Here is a 21,830-nt window from a genome sequence, read left to right as displayed (position 1 = left end):
GCGCTACGCCGGGGCGCCATCGAAGGCGCCGTGCGCGCGCCACGCCGGCGGTGACGCCTGTTCGATCCAGCCCGCCAGCTTGCCAGGCGGCATCGGCCGGGCGATGAGAAAGCCCTGCAGCTCGTCGCAACGCGCGGCGCGCAGGCTGTCCGCTTCCTCGCGCCGCTCCACGCCCTCGGCCACGACGCGCAGTCCCAGGGCATGGCCCAGGCCGATGATCGCTCGCGCGATGGCCATGTCGGTGGGGTCGCCCAGCATCCTGTGGATGAAGGAGCGGTCGATCTTCAGCTTGTCGATGGGAAAGCGGTTGAGGTAGTTCAGGCTCGAATAGCCGGTGCCGAAGTCGTCGATCGACAGCATCACGCCGAGCGACTTCAGCCCCTGCAGCTGCGACAGGGACTGCTCGGCCGCGTCCATCAGCGTCGACTCGGTGAGCTCCAGCTCCAGATCGCCCGGCGACACGCCGTGCAGCGCGATGGCGCCGCGCAGCACCTCCAGCAAGCCGCCGTCGCGCAACTGCAGCGCCGACATGTTGATCGCCACCCGGATCGCGCCCAGCCCCTCGCGGCGCCAGGCGGCGTGCTGCGCGCAGGCCTGCTCGATCACCCACGCGCCGATGGCCACGATCTGCCCCGACTCCTCGGCGATCGGGATGAACTGCGCGGGGGGCACCTGTCCCAGTTCCGCGCTCTGCCAGCGCAGCAGCGCCTCCACGCAGATCAGCGCGCCAGCGTGCGCATCGATGCGCGGCTGGTAGTGCAGGCTCAGTTCGCCGCGCTCGATCGCATGGCGCAGGCTGGACTCCAGCTGCAGCCGTTGCTGGGCGCGCTCGTTCATCTCGGGGGTGAAGAAGCGCGCGGTGTCGCGCCCGCTCGCCTTGCTCTGGTACATGGCGACGTCGGCATGGCGCATGAGCGCGTCGATGTCCTGCGCGTCGTCGGGGTACACCGCGATGCCCACGCTGCACGACACATGGATCTCGGCGCCGTCGATGTCATGGGGCTGGCGGATCAGCGCGATGAGCCGGCGCTCGACCAGCGACAGGATCTCCTGGCCGTCGGCCACGTCGTTCAGCACCACGACGAACTCGTCGCCGCCCAGGCGGCTCACCGTGTCGCCGGGCCGCACGGCCTGGCTCATGCGCGCGGCAACCGAGCGCAGCAGCGCGTCGCCCACGTGGTGGCCCAGCGAGTCGTTGATGTTCTTGAAGCGGTCCAGGTCGATGAACAGCACCCCCACGCGCTGCCCCTTGCGCCGGGCCTGCTGCAGCGCCAGCCCCAGGCGCTCGATGCACAGCGACCGGTTGGGCAGCTCGGTCAGCACGTCGTGATGGGCCAGGAAGCGGATGCGCGCCTCGCTGCGCTTGCGGTCGCTCACATCGATGGACGTGAAGATGTAATGCGAGATGCGATCCGGTCCGTCGCGCACCACGCTGGCGACCAGCCAGGCGGGGTAGCTGTCGCCGTTGCGCCGGCGCACGCTGACCTCGCCCTGCCAGGTGCCGCGCTGGTCGAGCACCGGCCACAGGTCGGCGAAATGCGCAGTGTCGTCGCGCATGAGCTGTTCGGGCGGCTCGCCCACCAGATCGCTCAGGTCGTGGCCGGTGAGGCGGCACAGCGCCCGGTTCGCCGTGAGGATGCGATGCTGCCCGTCGATGATCAGGATGCCCTCGGACGAGGCCTCGAATACCTTGGCCCAGAGCATCAGCCGCTGCTCCATCAGTTTGAGGTGGTTGATGGGCGTGAAGGCGGTGAGCAGCGCGTCCTGCCCCTGGTAGACCAGCCGCCGCGCCGACAGCACCGCCCACGACGGCTCGGCGCCCCCGAGCCAGCGCACCTCGAATTCGTCGACGGCGCCGCGGTCGGCCAGCTGCTGGAAGAAGCGCGAGCGCACGCCGGGCGCCAAGCCCAGCGCCCACGGGTCGCGCGTGCCCCCGCCAAGCCACGCCAGCGCGCTGGGGTTGGCGTTGAGCACTTCGTGGTTCGGAATGGCCGTGACCATCAGCGGGATCGGAATGGCCGCGACCAGGTCGCGCTGCGCTTCGGCCGCGCGGGCGCTGGCCGCGAGCTCCTGCTGCGCCTGCCGCTGACGGTCGAGCTGCGCGAGCATGTCGTTGAAGCCCAGCACCAGCAGGCCGATCTCGTCGCCGCTGTCCCAGTGCGCGCGCAGGCTGTGGTCGCCGGTGCGGCGCACGGTGTCGACCACGCCGGACAGCCGGCGCAGCGGCAGCGAGATCTGGCGCGCGACGTAGAACACCGCCGTGAGGATCATCAGCAGCAGGAACAGTGCCGTGCCCAGGTGCATCCACATGCGTGCGAAGAAGCCGTGCTCGCGCGAGGTGAGCATGGCGTCGAGCTCGCCGATGGCGCCCGACCACGCGCCGTCGAGTTCGGCAAACAGCGTCTGCTGGGCCGCGTCGAACGCCGCGAGACCGCGGTGGCTCGCCCCGGCGTCGGTGCTGTCGCTCGATTCCAGCACGCTGCGCGAAGCACGCCTGAACCCCTCGATGCTGGCCAGCAGGCGCGCACGCGACGGGTCGAGCCGCGACTGCAACGGCCCCTTGGCGGCGGCGAAAGCCTCCGCATAGTCGCTGCGGATGCTGGCCGCGATGGCGTCGATGCGCCCTTCGAGGATGAAGTACTGCGTCCGCGCCTCGGTCGCGGCGAGCCCGCTGGCACCAGGGGCGTGCAGCCGCGCGGCCATGTCGGCGCCGAGTTCGAGCAACTCCGGAAAGCGCAGCAGCACCAGCGACATCGTGTAGTAGCTGTCGAGGTCCGGGTCGAGGATCAGGTTCGACTGGTTGCCGATGCGCGTCACCAGTGCGCGCCCCTGCTCGAGCGCCGCGCGCCTGGCCGTCTCGCGCCCGGCGGGGCCGGCCTGGGCGGCGGACGCCAGCGCCTCGCGGAACCGCTGGCTGACCTCGGCGCTCTGCAAGCCCTCGCCGTACTGCTGCTCGAGCCGCTCGAGCGCCAGCGGCGGCGCTGGCTCGGCGCCGTGCCAGCCGGCGGCGGCCAGCAGCGACGGGCGCATGCGGTCGATGTAGGCCGCGCCCGCCATCTCCTTGCGGCCGAAATCGATCGCGATGAACTTCTCGTTGATGAGGATGCCGCTGATGAAGATGACCGCGCTCAGGTCGAGCAGGTAGATGACCAGCAGCTTGCGGCCAACGCTGAGCCGGCTGAGGCGACGCGTAATGAAATGCACCATATCCCTCCAGGGTCTGGTGCATGTATGCAATCTTTAGGCCTCGTTGGCGCCGAGCGGCCAAGGATCACTGGGCACAAGCACCGCCGCGCCGGCGCATCGGTTCCGCATTCGCTTGATCTGTGTCAAACGCCGCACGGATCGCGGCTGCGCGAGAGGCCGTGCACGCGATAGGCTGTGTGGGCCCGTCAATCAATCGAACTCAAACCATGAAGCTACTCGTCGCGGTCGACGGATCCAAGAACTCGCTTCGCGCGGTGAAATACGCGGCCAAGCTTGCGCACCTGCTGCGCACCAGTTCGAACAAGATCACGCTGGTCAGCGTGCATGACGACACCGGCCTGCGCCATGCCAGGGCTTTCGTCGGGAAGGCGGAAGTCGCGGACTATCTGCGCGAACTCAGCGAAAAGGAACTCAGGCCTGCCCGCAAGCTGCTGAAGGACGACGGCATCGGCTACGACATGGAGATCCGCACCGGCCACGTGGCCCAGGAGATCATCGACTGCGCGACCGCCGGCGGCTTCGACATGATCGTGCTGGGCTCGAAGGGCCGTGGCGCGCTGGCGGATCTGCTGCTTGGCTCCGTGGCGCAGCGCGTGCTCGCGAACGCAAAGCAGCCCGTCGTGATCGTGAAGTGACGGCGGCCTGCTCCACATGACCCGGGACAGGTCGACTCGTCGCTTTTTTTTCGGCCAGGGACTCAGGTCTGCACGAATCTCCACCGGGTCGTTCCCACGGCATCCGCAATGTCTTCGTCGTGCGTCACCAGCATCAACGCGGCGCCGCGCTCGTCCAGCGCATCGAGGAGCACGTCCATGGCCTCCTGCTGCGACAAAGGATCCAGCCGTGAGGTCGGTTCATCGGCAAACACCAGGGCGGGCCGCACCGTGAGTACGCGTGCAAGCGCGACGCGCTGCAGTTCGCCGCCGGACACCTCCGCGGGCCGACGCCCCAGCAAATCCGCGGGTACGCCCAGCCGTTCGAGCTGCTGCAGCACACCCGGCCAGGCGCAGCGATGGCGCGCGGCCACATCCCGCAGCGAACTCTCCAGGCTGACGCTGGGCGCGAAAGACCCGACCGGGTCCTGGTAGAGCTTCTGGAAGGCGGTCGAGGACAGGCCTTCGGCACGCCGCACCACGCCCCGATCGGCCGGCAGCAGGCCCAGCAGCACATTGCCCAGCGTGCTCTTTCCCGTGCCGCTGGGGCCCTGCAACACGTAGCGGTCGCCGGCACGGATCTGCAGATCGAGCCCGTCGAACAGCGGCTTGCCGCCAAAGCCCTTCGACAGGCCATGCGCGCTCAGCACCGGTGCACCTGTTGCGACCGTCGCCCTCCGTGGCCAATGGGCCGGCTCGGCCGCAACGAGCCGCCGCGTGTACGCATGCCGCGGGCTCGCGAGGACAGCTTGGGCGTCGCCCTGTTCGACCACTTCGCCCGCGCGCAGCACGATCAGCTGTCCGCCCAGCGCCCGCGCAACGCGCAGGTCATGCGTGATGACCACGACGCAGCCGCCGCTGCGCTGCACCGACTGAAGCATCGCCACAGTATGGTCGCGCCAATGCGCATCCAGACCCTTGGTGGGTTCGTCCGCCAGGAGTACGCGTGCGCCGCCTGCACAGGCGACGGTTGCGGCGGCGCGCTGCGCCATGCCGCCGGACAACTCCCACGCATAGCGCCGCGCCGAGGCGGCCAGACCCGCGGCATCGAGGTCTCTCGCGGCCGCCGCCTCGGCCTCCTCGAAGGCGGCGCCACGAACCAGTTCGTGCGTTTCGGACAACTGGGGCGCGATGCGCATCAGCGGATCCAGCGCCAGAGCGGGCTCCTGTGGCAGCAATGCGAGCGTGCGTCCCCAAAGCGACCGACGCGCCCTGGCCTCCTCGGCACGACTTTCGACGCCGTCCAGCGAGACCCTGCCTCCAGCGCGCAACGCCGCGGGAAGGTTCCCCATCACGGCCTGAGCCAGCAGCGATTTGCCGGCACCGCTTTCACCGAGCAGCGTGAGCACTTCGCCGGGGCGCAGACTGAAGGACACGTCGCGCAGCAGCGGCCTGGCGCCGGCGTGCACACCAAGATTCTCGACAGCGAGCAGGACGGACGAAGTGGTCATGCCGGTTCCCCCTCCGAAACGAGCAGCATCATCCCGAGCACCAGCAGCATCAACAGCGCCACCGGCGCCGCGATGAGCCATGGCGCTTCCTCGTAGTGGGGAAGGAATTCAATCATCATCAGTCCCAGTTCAGGCGTCGGTGGCTGCAGCCCCACGCCGATGAAGCCCAACGCGGCCAGCGCCAGCACGGCCTGCGCGGCGCTGAAGGCCAGCAAGGTGCCCAACACCGGTGCGAGTGCCGGCAGCAGATGCCTGCGCAGGACATAGCCCGGCCCGAAGCCCAACAGGCGCGAAGCCTGCACCGCATCACCCGCGAGCACCGGCCGGCTCGCCGCGCGAGCGACGCGAAAGTACTCGACCCACAGCGACAGCGAGAGGCCGATGTAGAGCGCCCAGTAGCGTCCCGGCGCCAGTGCGGCGAACAGCAGCACCAGCAGCAGGCCTGGCACCGAGAGCACCGCATCGGCCAGCATGACCAGCCCGCGTTCGATGCGCCCGCCGCGCCAACTGGCAACAACGCCCAGCAGCACGCCGGGAATGGCCGCGGTCACTGCGGCCAGCAATGCGAGACCGAGCGAGAGCCGGGCCGCGTGTGCCAGGCGCGCAAGCACGCTGCGGCCCAGCACGTCGGTGCCCAGCCAGTGGGCCGCGCCCGGCGGCAGCAGCGTGTCGGCGAGCGTCTGGCGGGCCGGGTCGATGCCGATCACGGCCGGCCCGAACAACGAAAACACCGCCACCGATGCGAGGATGCAGAGGCCCGTGCGACGGCGCGTCGCCGCGCGCCGCGACCTCCGCCCGGTGAGCGCGGATGCGTCGAGCAGACTGCCGTTCATGCCGCCTCCCCCCTGCGCCGGCGCGGATCAAGCGCGAGGCAACCCGCATCCACCAGCAGGTTGAACACCACGAACAGCAGGCCCATGCACAGCGCAGCCCCCTGGATCATCGGCACGTCGCGACCGAACACCGCATGCACCAGTGCATGACCGATCCCGGGCCAGGCGAACAAGGTCTCGACCACGACGGCGCCTTCGACCAGGAACACCGCGTGCACACCGAGATAGGCCACCACCGGCGCCGCGGCCTGGCGCAGGCCGTGGCGCACCAGCGCCTGCCGGTCCGACAGCCCCTTGGTGCGGGCGAACTCGAAGGATGGAGAAGCGGCCGCTTCGCGCATCGCGGCCCGGGTCACGCGCGCCAGCCCCGCGGCCAGGCCCAGGCCCAACGTGAGCGCAGGCAGGAGCACGCTGCCCACGTGGTGGTCGCCCGCCACCGGCAACGCCCCGAGCCGCACCGCGACCAGCACCATCAGCAACACGGCGAGCAGGAAGGGCGGCACCGCGCGCAGCACCACCGCCAGCGCCAGCGTGAGCCGGTCGATCCAGCCGCCCGCATGCAGTCCGGACCAGGTGCCCAGCGGCAAGCCGACGACGACCGCGATGACCAAGGAAGCGACCGCCAGGTCGATGGTGGCGCCCAGTTGATGCACCACTTCACTCCAGACCGAATTGCCGGTGACCAGCGAAGTGCCGAAATCGAGGCGTGCGATTTCTCCCCACCACTGCAGCAGCGCGAGCCACAAGGGCCGGTCGAGCCCGAGCTCGATGCGCACGGCATCGGCCGCCGCGTTGCTCACGAGGTCGTAGCCGTAGCGTCCCGCCGCGATGCGGGTGGCCATGTCGCCCGGCAGCGAACGTGCCATGAAGAAGCACACCGTGCCCACCAGCAGGCCCAGCGCGACGATCTGGATGGCACGGCGCAGCAGGATGCCCGTCCAGGCTGTGCGTTTCCCGCTCATGCGCTCCACCTCATCGCGCTGAGCCGATAGGAACGCTCCAGCGGATCGAGGCTGACGCCGGTGACACGCCCGCTGACCGCGACCTGCTGGCGATACCAGGTGACGGGGATCACCGGCAACTCGGCTTGGAGCACCGCCGTGACCCGAGCACGCAGCGCGGCCGCGCGCTCTGCCGACGACGTGCCGCGCGACAGCTCGGACAGCGCCTGGACCAGCGCATCGCTGCGCCAGCCCATCGCGCCCCAGTCACCGCCAGCGGCGGTGAAATCCTGCAGCAGCGTCCCTGTCGGGTCGGGCACGGTGCAGTAGTTGCGCGCGGCCAGGCCCAATTGCAGGCTGCCGTCGCGGTGGCCCAGCGGAATGTCGCCCGAATTGCCGACATTGACCTGGACCGCGATGCCAGCCTGGCGCCACTGCTCCTGCAGCGCCGAAGCGATGACAGGAAGCTCGGGTCGGTCGGGAAAGGTTCGCAGCGACAGTTGCAACGGCCGGCCCGAAGCGTCGCGCAGTCCGTCGGCCGCCCGGCGCCAGCCGGCCTCGGCCAGAAGTCTCGCGGCGGAGCCCGGGTCATGAATCAGCGGCGGCAGCGTGGGGTCGTGCCACGCCTTGAGCGTGGGCGGAAAGAGCTGCGTTGCCGAGAGCTCCGGGTCGCGCAGCAATGCCTTGGCAATCCCGGCCCGATCGATGCACAGGCTCAGCGCCTGACGCACACGTCGATCCTTCAACGCCAGGAGGCCCGCGTTGACCTTGAGGATTGCGGTGCGCGGCAGGGTGACCGTATCGACGCGCACCCGGCCACGCTTGCGCAGGCGCACGAGGCTGGCCGGGTCGAGGCCATAGGCGAGGTCGGCCTGCCCACCCTCGGCCATCAGCGCGCGGGTTTCGGAGCGACCGACCGTCAGGTAGCGCACGCGCTCCACGGCAGGCCTGGCGCCGTCATAGCCTTCGAACACGGCCGCCTCCACTTGCTGCGGGGGTGCGAGCGACACCACGCGGTAGGGGCCGCTGCCGAGGACGGCCTTGACCTCACCGCCGGAGCCGTAGCTCGCGGGCGCGAGCACCATCGTGCTGCTGTGTGCCAGCAGCGCCGGCAATCCGCCATGAGGCGATGCGAGCCTGACCACGACGACGCCGGAGCCATCGGCCTCGAGGGATCTGATCGGCGCCAGGCTCAGCAGCGCCGGCGCCACACGCGCCGCCTGCAGGCAGCGCACGACCGCGGCCGCCGTGACCGGCGTGCCGTCGTGAAAGCGCGCCGCGGCACGCAGCGTGAAATGCCACACCAGGCCGTCGGCCGACACGCGCCAGCGCTCGGCCAGGCCCGGCAGCGGGGTGCCGTCGTCGCCGGCCTCCATCAGCGTCTCGGTGATCTGCATGCGGGTGAAGACGTAACCGCTGCTGGCGGGCGCAAGACCGCTTATTTCCCAGGGACCGACGATCTGCAGCGGCGCTCGGGCCGGTTGTGCCTGCAACGCGGTCGATGCGGCGACGGCCGGGCCGACCGCACCTAGCTGGAGCGCCCGGCGGCGCGTCAAAACGAATGGCTGTGTCATCTCAGAACTTGGCCTGCAGGCCGACGGTGATGGTGCGCGATATGCCTGGCGTGACCCAGACGCGGCTGTACGAACTGGCGTAGTAGGTCCTGTCGAACAGGTTGTCGACATCGAGCGTCACGCGCAGCGTGGGGTTGAGGCGCCAGTACGCAACCAGCTTGGCGGTGGTGTAGGCCGGCAGGTCGAACGCGGGCGTTCCCGCATTCGCCTCAGCCTGCGTGCGAGCCTGGCCCAGCCGCTTGCCCATGTGGGTGAAGCCGCCGCCGATGCCATAGCGTTGGCCGTTGGAGAAGCCGTCCTCGTAGACCGCGAGCACGCTGCCGTTGACCCGCGGGACATTGAGCAGCCGGCCGCCGACTTCCAGCGTGTTGTCCTTCGTGATCTCCACGTCGTTGAGTACCAGGCTGGCATTGACGCGCCAGTTCCTCGTGACCTGGCCCGAGAAATCGAACTCCAGGCCCCGGCTGCGGATTTCTCCCGCCGCCACCGAATAGCCGGTGTTCACCGGATCGGAGGTCAGCACGTTGCGCTTGCGGATGTCGAAGAGCGCCGCGGTGGCGCCCATGCGCTGGTCCGCACTCTCCCACTTGGTGCCGAGCTCCAGCGCGCGGCCCGTCTCGGGCACAAAGCCGTTCGAGGCGAAATCGGAGCCCGTGTTCGGCCTGAACGAACGGCCCGCGTTGGCGTAGAAAGTCCACTGCGGCGTCGGCAGCCAGCTCACACCGATGCGCGGCGAGGTCGACGAAGGTCCCTGGCTGGCCGTGGTGCCGTTTCTGCGATTGAGCAGCGACTGGCGGTAGTTGTCGGCGCGCACGCCCGCGACGAGCCGCCATTCCGGCGAAAGCTTGATCGCGTCCTGCACATAGAACGCGTTGCTGTTCTGGTGTTCCAGCGTGTCGGTGTTGGCCGTGGGCACCGGCTGGAACTGGCCGTAGACGGGGTTGTAGATGTTGATCGCGTACGGCCGGGCAGTGCTCGGGTTCGCACGCAGCATCAGGGCGTCCATGTCGAAGCGGAAGCTCTCCACGCCGAACAGGAGCTCGTGCTCGATGGCGCCGGTCTTCACGTTGCCCTGAAGTTCGGCCTGCAGTGCGATGTCGTTCGAGCTGTAGTCGCGGTAGCGGCGCTGCCGTGCGAGGTTGCCGTTGGCCAGCAGCGCAGTCGGCTCGGTGGAGAAGCCCTCGAGCGAAGTCTCGCGGTACGACAGGCCCACCCGGCTGCGCCACGTCGAGTTCCATTCATGGGACAGGATGAACTGGTGCGTCTGGTTCTTGACGGTCATGTCGCCATCGGCCGGTTCGCCGAGGAAGCGGCTGCGTGGAATGGCGCCCAGGCGGTTGTCGACCGCCACCACGCCGCGGTCCAGCGGCGTGGCATGCCGCAGGTATTCGCCCGCGTATTCCAGCACCGTGTCGCGTCCGAGCTTCCAGGTGAAGGCTGGCGCGACGACTTCGCGTTTGGCGCTGACGAAGTCGCGGAAGCTGTTGCGGTCTTCCACCGCCACGTTGAGCCGGTAGGCGAAGTTCTTGCCGATCGGGCCGGTGCTGTCGAAGGCGCCACGCCTGAGGCCGTGGCTCCCGGCGTAGGCCTCGACCGAATTCGCGGCCGTCCACAACGGACGCTTGGACACGATGTTCAGCGTGCCGCCGGGTTCGCTGCTGCCGTAAAGCGCAGCCGCGGTGCCTTTGAGGAACTCGATGCGCTCCACACCCGCCAGATCGCGCGGCGGGTTGAACCCCCGGTTCGCGGAAAAGCCGTTGAGCAGCGTCGCCATCCCGGTGCTCTCGTTGCCGGGCAGACCGCGGATGGCGATGTTGTCCCAGAGGCCGCCGTAGTTGTTCTGGCGCGAGACGCCGCCGACGTAGTCCAGCACGTCATCGAGCTTGGTGGCACCCAGGTCGTCGATGGCCTGGCGCGTGACGATGCGCACCGATTGCGGCAGCTCGCGCAGCGGCAGGTCCGTCTTGGCCCCGGCGGCTTCTTCGGCCTGGTATGTGCCCGACTCGCCGCGGCCGACCACTTCGATGGGTTTCAGCTGGCCCTCGACAGGGGCATCGGAAGACTGGGCGATGGCCGGTCCGGCAAACAGCGCCGAGACGGACAGCGCAAGAGGAAGGCGGCGGAACAGGGGAACGCGTTTGCGCGCGCGTTCGCAAAGAATGACGATCATGAATGGCACTCGACGAGACAGTGCCGCCGCGCCTTCGACGGGCCCGGCAGCAAGATAAAGAAACGAACGCGTCACAGCCCCGCTGGGGCGGTGCGGCGGAATGTCAGGTCGATGTGTACGGAGGATCGCGCGAGGCGAAGGGCCAGCGGCCCGGATCGGGCACGAAGGCCAGCGCGGGCGGCGCACGTGGAAGTGCCAAGGCAAACGCCACTTCGAGCGCGGCCAGCCGTTGAGCGGGCGCAGTGGCGTGGTGCACATGGGCAAGGCACCACGCGCACAGGCCGTGAGCTTCCTCGGTGTGCCCGAGAGACTCGGCATCCGCGCGGGCTTCGAGCGCGGCTTCCTGCTCCACACCTGCCATTGCCTGGCGCAGATGCCCGGCTTCGTGCAACGGCATGCCGATGGCCGCGTTGAAGAACACGGCCAGCAACAGAAGCCGAAGGAGGCGTTGGAGATGGAGAGGACGAAGCTGCATGGCGAGGCGGGGGGATCATACCGGTGAGAGCCGGTGGCGCGGACCAGGGGCAGTGCGCACATAATCGCCCCATGCCCGCCCTGCGCCATGCCCGCCAACTCGTCCGCTTCGTGCTGGCGTGGTTCGTGCTGTCGCTGGGGGTGGCGATCGCGTCGCCGATGGTCCAGCCACAGTCGATGCAGCTCGTGTGTTCGGCGGCCGGCGCCATCAAGGTGATCGTGCAGACCGACGACGGCGCGCGCGAACTTGGCGCCAGCCATCTGGACTGCCCGATGTGCATGCTGACCGGTGCGCCCCCGCCCGCGGCGCAGCCCATCGACCTCCCCCGCATTCTGTCGCTGGGCCATGCCGTGCAGCCGATCCCGGCCGCGCGCATTGCCGCGGCCACTGCCGCGCCCTTGCCCGCGCGCGGGCCTCCTTCGCTCTCCTGACTCGTTTTCGGTTCCGTCGCACGTGACGCTGTCCATGGCCTTGGCCGTGCGCAGTCGTCGCTCGCTGCAACGCATTTCCCTGCAATGAGTCGGCGCCTTCCTGGCGCCGAAAGAGAGCTTTCCATGAACAAGACCCTTTTGTCGCTCGCGCTCGGCGCGGCATTCCCCTGGCTGGCCGTGCCCGCTTTCGCGCAAGGCGCAGCGGCCGCAGAAGCCGCCGAAGCCACCGCGGACAACACGCCCGAGCGCACCAAGTCGCTCGGCGTCGTCACCGTCACCGGCGGCCAGCCGACCTCGCTGCCCACGCAGATTCCCACCACCATCGAGGGCGTCACGCGCGAGGAGATCGAGACGCGCATCAACGCCACCGACAGCGAGGACGCGCTCAAGTACCTGCCGAGCCTGCTGGTGCGCAAGCGCTACATCGGCGACTACAACCACGCCATCCTGTCCACCCGCGCGTTGGGCACGGGCAACAGCGCGCGCTCGGCGGTCTACGCCGACGGCATCCTGCTGTCGAACTACCTGGGCAACGGCATCGCCAACGGCACCAACTTCGCGCCGCGCTGGGGCCTGGTCACGCCCGAGGAGATCGAGCGCGTGGACGTGATGTACGGGCCCTTCTCTGCCGCCTACCCCGGCAACTCCGCCGGCGCGGTGGTCGACTACGTCACGCGCATGCCGACGCAGCTGGAGGCGCACGTGAAGGTCGGCTACTCGTCGCAGCCCAACAACCTCTACAGCACCCGCCAGACCTTCAACAGCTGGCAGACCAGTGCATCGCTGGGCAGCAGGAGCGGCGACTGGTCCTGGTGGATCGACATCAACCGCACCGACAGCGAAGGCCAGCCGCTGACCTTCACCACCGCCACCCTCGCCTCCGGCACGCCCGGGCGCGCGGGCACGCCGGTGTACGGCGCGCTCGGCGGCCTCAACACCACCAACACGCCCTGGTACATCCTGGGCACGGGCACGCAGTACCACACGCTGCAGGACCACGCGAAGCTCAAGCTGGCCTACGACTTCTCGCCCACGGTGCGCGCCACCTACACGCTCGGCTGGTGGCAGAACACCGCGAACGGGCAGTCCGCCAGCTACCTCACGAATGCGCAGGGCCAGCCGGTGTACAGCGGCCCGGTGAACATCAACGGGCGCAGCTTCAACCTGGCCCCCGCCGCCTTCCCCCTCACCGCGGACAGCGCCACGCACTACATGCACGGCCTCTCGGTCAAGAGCAACACCCAGGGCGTGTTCGACTGGGAGCTGGCCGCGAGCCTCTACGACTATTCGAAGGACACGCAGCGCGCGCCCACCACCGCGCTGCCGCTCGCGGCCTACGGCGGCGCGGGCACGCTGCAGGACCAGGGCGGCACCGGCTGGAACACCCTGGCGGCCAAGGGCACCTGGCGCCCGCAGGGCGCGGGCGGCGCGCACATCGTCGACTTCGGCGTGGGGCGCGATGCGTACAAGCTCGGCATCGTAAAGACCAATGTGCTGGGCAACTGGCAGGACGGCGCGGCGTTCACGCCCGTGAGCAACGTGGGCGGGCGCACGGAAACCTACAGCGCCTGGGCGCAGGACGCCTGGTCGTTCGCGCCGAAGTGGAAGGCCGTGCTGGGCCTGCGCTACGAGCACTGGGAAGCCAAGGACGGCTTCACGGCCACGGCGGCCACTGCGCAGTCGTACGCCTCGCGCAGCGAATCCGACGTGTCGCCCAAGGCCGCGCTGGCCTACCAGTTGACCAAGGACACGGTGCTCAAGGCCTCCGTGGGCCGCGCCGTGCGCTACCCCACAGTCGGCGAGCTCTACGGCGCCACCTCGGGCGGCGCGCTCTCCTTCATCAACGACCCCACGCTGAAGCCCGAGAAGTCATGGACCGGCGAACTGTCGGCCGAGAAGGACCTGGGCAACGGCCTGCTGCGCGCCACGCTGTTCCACGAGACCACGAAGAACGCGCTGTACAGCCAGCTGATTCCCAACTCCACCGTCTCGCGCGTGCAGAACATCGACAAGGTGCGCACCACCGGCGTGGAGATCGCCTACACCGGGCAGAACGTGCTCATCAAGGGCCTCGACCTGGGCGGCAGCCTGACCTATGCCGACTCGAAGACGGTGGCGGACGCCGCGTTTCCGGCCGCCGTGGGCAAGTGGCAGCCGCGCGTGCCGCGCTGGCGCTCGACCGTCTACGCCACGTACAAGCCCGATGCGCGCTGGTCGTTCACGGCCGCGGCGCGCTACAGCGGCCGGCAGTACTCCAACCTGGACAACAGCGACGTGAACGCCTTCGCCTACTTCGGCGCGAGCAAGTACTTCACGGTCGACTTCCGCGTGCGCTACCAGATCGACAAGCAGTGGTCGGCCGCCTTCGGCATCGACAACGCCAACAACTACCAGTACTGGAACTTCCACCCGTATCCGCAGCGCACCTACACGGCCGAGCTGCGGTTCGACCTGTGAGGCCGGGCGCGCATCGAGGGCCGTTCAGTTCACCCCGTGCAGGTGGGCGTCGTCGCTCGAATCATCGTTCTGCGGGACGAACACCATGCCGGTCTTCGCGTTGTAGTCCATCAGGCCCGCGTAGCGGCCCCAGGCGATCATGGTCTCGAAGGTCTTCTCGGGATTGTCGTAAGGCAAGGCGCTGCCGATGTCCTTGATCACGCGCTCGGCCTCGACTTCCTCGTACTCCTTGAGCAGCGCGATGATGATGTGGAAGAGCCGCAGCTTGAAGACCTGCTCCTCGAAGATCGCGCGCTTGCCGAGGCGGTCCGCGGCCACGAACTTGCGGCCCAGTTCCGTGAAACGCACTTCCTGGCGGGGCGTGTCGATGAGGTCGAGGATCTCGGCCGCCTTGAGGATCGCGATCGTCTCGCCGAACTCCTTGCCGATCTCGTCCGAGATGTCGTAGATGTTGGACAGGTCCGGCGAGTCGCTGAGGATGCTCATCAACCCGAGGATCTGGCCCACCGGCACCAGCGGAATGGACTCCATGCGCGTGCGGGCGCGCGAGATCGGCTGGCCCTTCTCGCTCGCCTCGGGCGGCAGGTCGGGCAGCGTCATCGTGGTGATGGACTCGTGGATCACGCTGACCAGCCGCTGGAATTCAGGGTGCTTGGTGTCCCGCGGGTACGGCAGCTTGTTCTCCAGCACGAGCCCGACACGCCCCGGCCGGGGGAACACGACCACGATGCGCGTGGCCATCTCCACGGCCTCCTCGATGTTGTGCGTGACCATGAAGACCGAGCTGAGATCGCCGTTCGGGCCGCGCCACAGGCTGATCAGCTCCTGGCGCAGGTTCTCCGCGGTCAGCACGTCCAGCGCGCTGAAGGCCTCGTCCAGGCACAGCAGCCTGGGCCGGGACACCAGCGCCCGCGCGATGCCCACCCGCTGGCGCATGCCGCCCGACAGCTCGCGGGGGAAGGCCGCGTGGTAGTTGCCCAGGCCGATCAGTTCGATCGCGCGGTTGACCGCGGCGTCGCGCTCGGCGCGGCCGATCTTTTTCGACATGAGGCCCACCGCAACGTTCTGCTCCACGGTCAGCCACGGGTAGAGCGCGAAGGTCTGGAAGACGACCGAGGCATCGGGATTCACGCCGTCGAGCGATCTGCCGCCGGCCAGCGCGCGGCCCGAGGTCGGCGCGATCAGGCCGGTGAGGCAGCGCAGGATGGTCGACTTGCCCGAACCAGACTGCCCCAGCAGCGCCAGGAACTCGCCTTCGTGGACGGCGAGGTCGATGTTGTCGAGCACCTTGAGCTCGTGGTTGCCGGCGGTCCTGAACGTCTTGGTGACGGCGCACAGCTCGGCCACCGGCTTGGCCGACTCGAGGGAACGGGAGGTTGTGTTCATTTTCAATCCAGCTTGAATCGGCGCTCGGCGAATGCGTACAGGCGGCGCCAGATGAGCTTGTTCATCAGCACGACGAAGATCGACATCACGCCGATGCTGGCGATGATCAGCGCCGTGTCCCCCTCCTTGGTGACCGTGGCGATGTAGGCGCCCAGGCCCTGCGCCTTCAGGGTCGTGCTGCCCCAGGTGGCGAGTTCGGCCACGATGCTCGCGTTCCACGCCCCGCCGGCGGCCGTGCAGGCGCCCGTGACCCAGTACGGAAAGATCGCCGGCAGGATCAGCGTGCGCCACAGGTTCCAGTCGCGCAGGCCGTAGACCCGTGCCGCTTCCTTGAGGTCGTTGGGGATGGCCATGGCGCCCGCGATCACGTTGAACAGGATGTACCACTGCGTGCCCATCGCGATGAGCAGGATGCTGCCCCAGTCGAGCGTGACGTGGGCGGCCACGAAGAAGCCCACGACGATCGGGAAGGTCATGTTCACCGGGAACGACGCGCCGATCTGCGCCAGCGGCTGGGCGAACCGCGCAACGCGCGGCTGCGAGCCGATCCACACGCCGACCGGCACCCAGATCAGCGTGGCCAGCACCGTCATGGCGGCGACGCGCAGGGCCGTCAGCGCGCCGAGCCAGACGATGTGGCCGAAGGCGGCCAGCGTCAGCGCGCCGTGCAGCGCCGCCACGGCAGCCGCCAGGGCCCTGAGGATCTCCAAGCCGATCCACACGGCGAGCACGAAGCCCGCCGCGCGCCAGAGCAGCTTCTGCCCGCCGGCCCCGAGCCGCACCGGAACCCGCGCGGCCGGATTGGGCACCCGCGACACCCGGTCCTTCAGCGGCAGCCAGAGCCGCTCGCCGATCCAGGTGAACAGGTAGGCGCCGCGCAGCAGGTTGTAGACCCATGAGGTTGCCGGCGTCGCCGATTCGGTCAGTTCGATCTTGAACTTGTCGGCCCACGCCAGCAGCGGGCGCCAGACCAGCTGGTCGCTCACGAGGATCAGCAAGATCATGGCCACCACGGCCCAGAGGGCGGCCGTGTTGTTGCCCTGCGCGATGGCCTGCGCCATGTAGGAACCCAGGCCCGGCAGCTTGATGTCCTTGTTCATCACGCTGATGGCCTCGCTCTGCGCCACGAAGAACCAGCCACCGCCGAAGGACATCATGGAGTTCCATATCAGGCTGTGAGCCGAAGCCGGCAGCTCGACGGTGCGAAAGCGCTGCGCGCGCGTCAGCCCGTAGGTCGACGCCGCCTCCTGCATGTCGTTGGGAATGGTCACCATCGAGTGATAGAACCCGAACGCCATGTTCCAGACCTGTCCCGTGAAGATGGCGAAGATGGCAGCGCACTCGACGCCCAGCAGGCTGCCGGGGAACAGCGCCATGAAACCCGCCACGGTGGCAGACAGGAAGCCCAGCACCGGCACCGACTGCAGCACATCGAGGGCCGGCAGGATGAAGGCGCGCGCCGTGCGGTTCTTTGCCGCCAGGTAGCCGGTGGCAATGGCGAAGAACAGCGAGAAGCCGAACGCGATCCACATGCGCATCAGCGTGCGGCCCGCGTAATAGGGAATCTGGCTCGGCGAGCTGTCGATCTGCGGCACCGCCGCCGGATCGAAGTGCACGAGCATGCCCTTGCCGAAGTGCAGCGCGCTCCACAGGAGGCCCAGCAGGATCAGCAGGAACAGCGCATCGATCCAGCCGAGCGTGCGCCGCTCTTCCACGATCGCAAGCTGGGGGGCGGTACTTTTCATGCGGGCTTGCAGTTCTTTGCTTCGACGATAGCCGCAGCTCTTTTCGAACGAATGAAAAAATGCCCCGCTTCGCGAGGCATCCTGAGTTTGGCGGGGCGGGCTTTTCCTGGTGGATCAGCGTACCCAGTGGCACACACGGTGGTGATGGCGTGCGTCCCACTTGCACACCTTGTGCTTGGGGTGGTGGCGGGGCGCGGCGGAGGCGATGCCTGGGGCCAACAAGGCCATGCCGGCAAATGCGAGGATGCCGGCGGAGATGAGCTGCTTGGTTTTCATGGTGGTCTTTCTAAGCAATGGCATCGAAGAATGCGTCGTATATCAGGCGCAGCCTCTCAACGATCCTGGTTAACACTCGGATGACATTTTTCAGGCGGGTCGCCGCTTCGCGGCATACATCCGGGTCGTGCTGGGCAACGCGTGACCCAGGTTGTTCTGCACCACCGCCAGCGGCAACGGTGCCCGCCCCGCCCTGCCCTGCAGGGCGTGCGCGCCGTGGGTATGGCGCAGCCAGTGCGTGCTGGCCTTTCGCAGGTGTTCGGCGTCGGAGGCATCGAGATCCTGTGCGATGCGCGCCAGGAACGCCTTGATGGCCTGGTAGAGCCCCGAGGACGACCAGGCGGCCGGATGCTCGGCCCCCGTGTCGAAACGCGCCAGCACGGGAACGTCGCGATTGGCGGGTGCGTCGACCCGTCGATCGAAGCCGTGGCGCGCCAGTTCTTCCTCCAGGTCCTCGATCAGCGCCAGCGCCACCGGAACCTCGCGGCGCCCCCCTGCTCTGCCGGTCACCGTCAGCAGCCAGACGGGCGGCACCGAACCGTCGCCCGGCGTCGCGTCCTGTCGTAGACGCAGATCCCCGCAGCAGGCGCCAGCGATCTCGGCCAGGCGCAGCCCGGTCGCATACAGCCAGTGCATGCCGCGGCGCAACCGTCGACCGGCCTCGGTGTCCCCATGCGAGCGCAACCGCGCATCGATGTGGTCCCACTGCGCGAAGCTCAGGGTGCGGTTGGTGCCCAGCGGCTGCCCGGCCTGCGAGGGCAAAAGCGTCTCGTCGAAGGGATTGCCCGTCACATAGCCCTGGGACGTGAGGAAGGCGAACAGGCTGCGGAGAATGACCAGCGCCTGGCGCAGCGCCACCGTCGTCAGCGGGCCCTCAAGCGGCCGCCACATCGGGGACCAGCGCTGGTGATGTCGCGGTCCGCACCAGGCAACGGGCGGCCGGGCAAGGAAGGCACGATAGGCGGCCGCGTCTTCGCGGGTGAGCGAGGACATGGCCTTGCCGCGCTCCAGCACCGCCCAGAGCAGCAGCCGCTCGGCCTCCTTGCGGTACGAGCGCTGCGTGGCCGACAAGGGCTCCTTCGCGACGCCGCCACCCTTCGCGAGCAGCCACGCGCCGATCGCCTCGTGGTCATTGGCCGCAGAGAGTCGGCACGCCTGCCTCGGCGCGCGGGCGCTCCCGGCGCGGCCGTCCAGCCCAGGCGGCAGCACGAATTTCTCGTAGGGCACCAGCGCCGTGGCGGGCGGAACCACCTCGGTCAGCGCGGCGGGGCCGAGCTGCGCGCGCCGGCGCGCCGCATGCACGCCGATGCGCAGCCCCAGCACCTGCTCATTGGCGTGAAGCCAGTCGAGGATGCGCGCGGCCTTGTGTTCGCCCACGCCTGGGACGTTCGCCCACCAGCGCGCGCCGGCGTCGTTGATGTGCAGCACCAGCGCGGAAAGCGTCGCAAGGCCCGCGCGTTCGAGCCGCTCGGCCAGCGCCGGATGCAGCCAGGCGGCCACGCTGTCGCCCGGGCGCGGATCCTGTGCGACGAGGCTCTCGAGCCAGTGCAGCGCCTCCAGTTGGCGCTCGATGACGCGTGCGCGGCGCGAAGGCTGAGCGCCTCCCCGCGCGCGCGCCGGTCCCGCGGCGCCGCCGCCCTGTGGAAAGGCGGCTTCATACGCCTCGATCTGTTCGGCCTCCGAGAAGTCCTCCATGCCCTGGGCCTGGGCAAACTCGGCCAAGCTCGGCAGCGCCGGTGTCGCGGTGAAGCGCTCGGCGTCAAGCAGGATCAGGCGCGCGGTGCCGGGCTTCTGTTCACGGCGCGCGGCGGCGGCGAACGCGTCCCGGATCCAGGCCACGGTGTGGCGCACCGTGCGCAGGTCGACGTGCTCGCCCTCCAGGCGCAGGTAGCGATCCCAGGCAGCGCGCTCCTCGACCCCTTGAGCGAGCGCGCGCATGAACGCGAAGTGGCCCCGATGGAGCTTGCGCGGGGGTGTCGTTTTTTTCACGGCGAGCGCGGCACACCGGGTGCCCGTCGTGCTTGCCAGAACTGCCACCACGGCCGCGGGGCGCTCGCGGGGAGCGGCGGCTGCTGCTCGGCCCGCCTGCCGCGAACGCGGCGTCGCAGTTCGACCTCCAGCATGTGGGCAACCCCGTAGGCCTGCTTTTCGCCGCGCGATGCACTCGCACGCCAGTCGAGCGCCAGGCGCTCAAGCACGCCGTCTTCCAACTGAGCCAGTTCCGCGGCACTCGGCGCGTCATGGCGGGTCATCGCCCCGCTCCCTGCATTTTGGCGCCGCCGGCTGCTCGTGCAATGCGCGCTCGGCCCCAGGCCGACGGTGGTCTCGAGGGCATCCGTGTTCGGGCCGTCGAGCGTACGGCCGCACGCTGTTGCAAGGGTTGGTCCGTAGGATTGGTGGAGGCTGACCCGCCGCGGCTGCGGCAGCAGGCGTGCTCCATCTTCTTTGCGGCACCCGGGCCGCGCCGGCTCGGCCGGCTGTTTTGATTTTGCATAATCATCAACGTCAATTTTAGGTGATCTCTAGCCATTTCGAAGAAACGAAAGTCGAGGTATGCGCTAAGTCTTTGATTCAATTGCTATTTTTTCCGATGACGCCATCCACTTAAGCGCATTGCGTCGAGGTAGTTAGGCGTATGGTGAGGCACTGCATGTGCTTCCACTCCTAAGTGGGTGCTTGCATTAAGGATTTACGAGGGGGCCCTCGGCGTGCCACCCTGCCCCCTTAAATGCCGGTGTGCCGATGGGGGGAGCACGTGATGCCAGAGTCAGGGTTCGCCGCCCTGCGCGGGACGTTGGGCAGCGCCGGTCGCCGAGCGTGCTGTTCCTGCAAGCCGTGAGGGTTGCGCTCAGCCTCTTTGTCGCGAGGCAATGTGAGAGGTATTGGGCAAGCGCGCCAAGGGCACGTCCTCATCGCCCGGTTGTCTCCACAGTTCCCTTTTGTGAGTACTTTTGGGATTTGACGGGCGAACGAGCCTTTGTGCGGAAGCGGGCTGTCTTGCCAAGTTAACCCGCCTTGTTAAAAGTTAGCTTGCGCACACTTATCGAATTAGGGCGAGTCGTGTGTAGGGCAGCGGGCCACTTGCTTCGCACGTCTCCGTTCCTGTAGCACGGTCCAAGAGGGGTGTGCTGCGGACGGGTGGACCCCCTCCACAACAGGGAGGCGGCGCGCCGCCAGGGTAAAAACTACGGCGCAAGCAACTGGGCCGACGACAAGCGGCCCGCGCATCTTGGGCCGCAGTGCACCACGACAGCGGGCGGCCGACGCTTTCGGGCTGAGGGGCAGCTTCGCAAACGAGCCGCTGAAGGCTGCTGTCCCGTGTCCGTGCAAGAGCACCTCGTCGGCGCATGCGCAGGTCCTTGGCGCGGATGGCCCTGGGCGTTGTGACGCACTACGTGCTCAAATCCCAACGATGCTCACATCACGGCCAGTCGGGTCTGACCGGCATTCAACCAGAACGTCTGCCGGCGGGCGGAAAGGAATGCGGCAACGTTCAGACGCCCGTGCCACGCGCGACCGATGCCTGCCGCAGACGTGATTGCACAACCCGGCGCGGAACGGAACGTACCCTCCCAGTTTGAGCAAGGCGCTGCAAGCGCCTTGAAAAAAGCCCGAACCGGGCAAGCCAGTCGGCCTGGGCGCTCGATGCACCTTTGGCATGGGCCGGAAGGTTCCAGGCGACGCCGGCAAAGCCGCGTGGGGTGCCCGAGACGTCACGCCGCCGGCCCTCCGAACCCAAATCGCATGCATGCGCGGAGGTGATCCACCGGAAGTGCTTCTGCGCGGCGCTCGACTTTGTCAGCCTGATCAAGGCCCAAGCAACGGGGCGCACTTACGACGGGAACGACGGCAGTCCGACGGTTGCTTCCGGCGCTGCGCATGCGGTCGCCGACAGTGTGAACGCGCGTAGCTCCGAGCGCGCTCGCCGGTGGACGCGGACAGGCCGCCTACTTGGGGCTGAGTGGCGCGGGGTATTCGTGAGCCCTCATGACGAGGCCAGGCCCGTCCACGAAGAGGAACAGGCCGGCGATGCGGGTTTGGGGGGCGGCGCCTCTGTGCGTTCGATGCAGACCGGTGATTCACCATACCGGGCGAGACGTCCGGCCTGTCTGCATCCCGCCGACTCAAGAGTTTGGGAAAGCTCTGCCAGTAGAGAACCTCGGCTGAATGGGGGGACGGCGACATTCAGTAGCCCCGGAGCTTCTCTCCCCTCCCCCCCGGTTCCTCGTCG

Annotated in this window: 15 protein-coding genes; 3 read left to right on the top strand and 12 right to left on the bottom strand. The window is 68.5% G+C overall.

The genetic code is table 11. The features are described from left to right. Window positions 1–3 precede the first annotated feature (3 nt). Window positions 4–3,207: an EAL domain-containing protein gene (locus AC1RVW_RS01170; RefSeq protein ID WP_493197539.1), complete on the bottom strand. Its 3,204-nt coding sequence runs from the start codon at window positions 3,205–3,207 to the stop codon at window positions 4–6. A gap of 206 nt (window positions 3,208–3,413) precedes the next feature. On the opposite strand from AC1RVW_RS01170, the gene AC1RVW_RS01165 reads away from it, so the two are divergent. Next, on the top strand, window positions 3,414–3,842 hold the full coding sequence (locus tag AC1RVW_RS01165; protein ID WP_106937930.1) for a universal stress protein: 429 nt from the start codon (window positions 3,414–3,416) through the stop codon (window positions 3,840–3,842). A gap of 62 nt (window positions 3,843–3,904) precedes the next feature. On the opposite strand, the gene AC1RVW_RS01160 is transcribed toward AC1RVW_RS01165, so the two are convergent. From AC1RVW_RS01160 to AC1RVW_RS01135, 6 genes are all read right to left on the bottom strand, one after another. After that, a complete protein-coding gene (locus tag AC1RVW_RS01160; RefSeq protein WP_493197537.1) occupies window positions 3,905–5,311 on the bottom strand; it encodes an ABC transporter ATP-binding protein in 1,407 nt (468 codons plus the stop codon). Continuing rightward, window positions 5,308–6,144 (bottom strand): ABC transporter permease, encoded by an 837-nt coding sequence (locus AC1RVW_RS01155; protein ID WP_493197535.1) that lies wholly within the window; start codon window positions 6,142–6,144, stop codon window positions 5,308–5,310. The genes AC1RVW_RS01160 and AC1RVW_RS01155 overlap by 4 nt, the downstream gene beginning before the upstream one ends. Beyond that, window positions 6,141–7,106 (bottom strand): ABC transporter permease, encoded by a 966-nt coding sequence (locus tag AC1RVW_RS01150; RefSeq protein WP_493197533.1) that lies wholly within the window; start codon window positions 7,104–7,106, stop codon window positions 6,141–6,143. The genes AC1RVW_RS01155 and AC1RVW_RS01150 overlap by 4 nt, the downstream gene beginning before the upstream one ends. Next, entirely contained in the window at window positions 7,103–8,659 is a 1,557-nt protein-coding gene (locus AC1RVW_RS01145; protein ID WP_493197531.1) for an ABC transporter substrate-binding protein, read from the bottom strand. Before AC1RVW_RS01145 ends, AC1RVW_RS01150 begins: the two co-directional genes overlap by 4 nt. A 1-nt stretch (window position 8,660) precedes the next feature. Next, entirely contained in the window at window positions 8,661–10,829 is a 2,169-nt protein-coding gene (locus tag AC1RVW_RS01140) for a TonB-dependent siderophore receptor (protein WP_493197529.1), read from the bottom strand. 103 nt (window positions 10,830–10,932) lie between these two features. Then, on the bottom strand, window positions 10,933–11,304 hold the full coding sequence (locus tag AC1RVW_RS01135) for a DUF2946 family protein (protein WP_493197527.1): 372 nt from the start codon (window positions 11,302–11,304) through the stop codon (window positions 10,933–10,935). Window positions 11,305–11,375: 71 nt separating this feature from the next. Here AC1RVW_RS01135 and AC1RVW_RS01130 point away from each other — a divergent pair, with 71 nt between their 5' ends. Beyond that, window positions 11,376–11,735, top strand: a complete 360-nt coding sequence (locus tag AC1RVW_RS01130) for a DUF2946 family protein (protein WP_493197525.1) — start codon at window positions 11,376–11,378, stop codon at window positions 11,733–11,735. 123 nt (window positions 11,736–11,858) lie between these two features. After that, on the top strand, window positions 11,859–14,192 hold the full coding sequence (locus AC1RVW_RS01125; protein WP_493197523.1) for a TonB-dependent receptor: 2,334 nt from the start codon (window positions 11,859–11,861) through the stop codon (window positions 14,190–14,192). Between the two features lie 24 nt (window positions 14,193–14,216). Here AC1RVW_RS01125 and AC1RVW_RS01120 read toward each other — a convergent pair whose 3' ends face one another. The 5 genes from AC1RVW_RS01120 to AC1RVW_RS01100 form a co-directional block, all read right to left on the bottom strand. Beyond that, window positions 14,217–15,578 (bottom strand): ABC transporter ATP-binding protein, encoded by a 1,362-nt coding sequence (locus AC1RVW_RS01120; RefSeq protein ID WP_493197521.1) that lies wholly within the window; start codon window positions 15,576–15,578, stop codon window positions 14,217–14,219. Between the two features lie 2 nt (window positions 15,579–15,580). Further along, window positions 15,581–17,323: an ABC transporter permease gene (locus AC1RVW_RS01115; RefSeq protein ID WP_493197519.1), complete on the bottom strand. Its 1,743-nt coding sequence runs from the start codon at window positions 17,321–17,323 to the stop codon at window positions 15,581–15,583. 114 nt (window positions 17,324–17,437) lie between these two features. Beyond that, entirely contained in the window at window positions 17,438–17,599 is a 162-nt protein-coding gene (locus tag AC1RVW_RS01110; RefSeq protein ID WP_409196868.1) for an HHHH-motif protein, read from the bottom strand. A gap of 90 nt (window positions 17,600–17,689) precedes the next feature. Beyond that, window positions 17,690–19,588: a site-specific integrase gene (locus AC1RVW_RS01105; RefSeq protein ID WP_493197517.1), complete on the bottom strand. Its 1,899-nt coding sequence runs from the start codon at window positions 19,586–19,588 to the stop codon at window positions 17,690–17,692. Continuing rightward, on the bottom strand, window positions 19,585–19,851 hold the full coding sequence (locus AC1RVW_RS01100; RefSeq protein ID WP_493197515.1) for a hypothetical protein: 267 nt from the start codon (window positions 19,849–19,851) through the stop codon (window positions 19,585–19,587). The genes AC1RVW_RS01105 and AC1RVW_RS01100 overlap by 4 nt, the downstream gene beginning before the upstream one ends. Between the last annotated feature and the right edge of the window lie 1,979 nt (window positions 19,852–21,830).

This window comes from Variovorax sp. MPBD4-3 (genome assembly GCF_058809745.1).
This window is presented reverse-complemented; position numbering and strand designations above follow the sequence as displayed.

Coding starts and splice junctions, on each gene's coding strand:
- AC1RVW_RS01170 (WP_493197539.1), bottom strand. CDS start 3,207: ATGGTGCATTTCATTACGCGTCGCCTCAGCCGGCTCAGCGTTGGCCGC.
- AC1RVW_RS01165 (WP_106937930.1), top strand. CDS start 3,414: ATGAAGCTACTCGTCGCGGTCGACGGATCCAAGAACTCGCTTCGCGCG.
- AC1RVW_RS01160 (WP_493197537.1), bottom strand. CDS start 5,311: ATGACCACTTCGTCCGTCCTGCTCGCTGTCGAGAATCTTGGTGTGCAC.
- AC1RVW_RS01155 (WP_493197535.1), bottom strand. CDS start 6,144: ATGAACGGCAGTCTGCTCGACGCATCCGCGCTCACCGGGCGGAGGTCG.
- AC1RVW_RS01150 (WP_493197533.1), bottom strand. CDS start 7,106: ATGAGCGGGAAACGCACAGCCTGGACGGGCATCCTGCTGCGCCGTGCC.
- AC1RVW_RS01145 (WP_493197531.1), bottom strand. CDS start 8,659: ATGACACAGCCATTCGTTTTGACGCGCCGCCGGGCGCTCCAGCTAGGT.
- AC1RVW_RS01140 (WP_493197529.1), bottom strand. CDS start 10,829: ATGATCGTCATTCTTTGCGAACGCGCGCGCAAACGCGTTCCCCTGTTC.
- AC1RVW_RS01135 (WP_493197527.1), bottom strand. CDS start 11,304: ATGCAGCTTCGTCCTCTCCATCTCCAACGCCTCCTTCGGCTTCTGTTG.
- AC1RVW_RS01130 (WP_493197525.1), top strand. CDS start 11,376: ATGCCCGCCCTGCGCCATGCCCGCCAACTCGTCCGCTTCGTGCTGGCG.
- AC1RVW_RS01125 (WP_493197523.1), top strand. CDS start 11,859: ATGAACAAGACCCTTTTGTCGCTCGCGCTCGGCGCGGCATTCCCCTGG.
- AC1RVW_RS01120 (WP_493197521.1), bottom strand. CDS start 15,578: ATGAACACAACCTCCCGTTCCCTCGAGTCGGCCAAGCCGGTGGCCGAG.
- AC1RVW_RS01115 (WP_493197519.1), bottom strand. CDS start 17,323: ATGAAAAGTACCGCCCCCCAGCTTGCGATCGTGGAAGAGCGGCGCACG.
- AC1RVW_RS01110 (WP_409196868.1), bottom strand. CDS start 17,599: ATGAAAACCAAGCAGCTCATCTCCGCCGGCATCCTCGCATTTGCCGGC.
- AC1RVW_RS01100 (WP_493197515.1), bottom strand. CDS start 19,851: ATGACCCGCCATGACGCGCCGAGTGCCGCGGAACTGGCTCAGTTGGAA.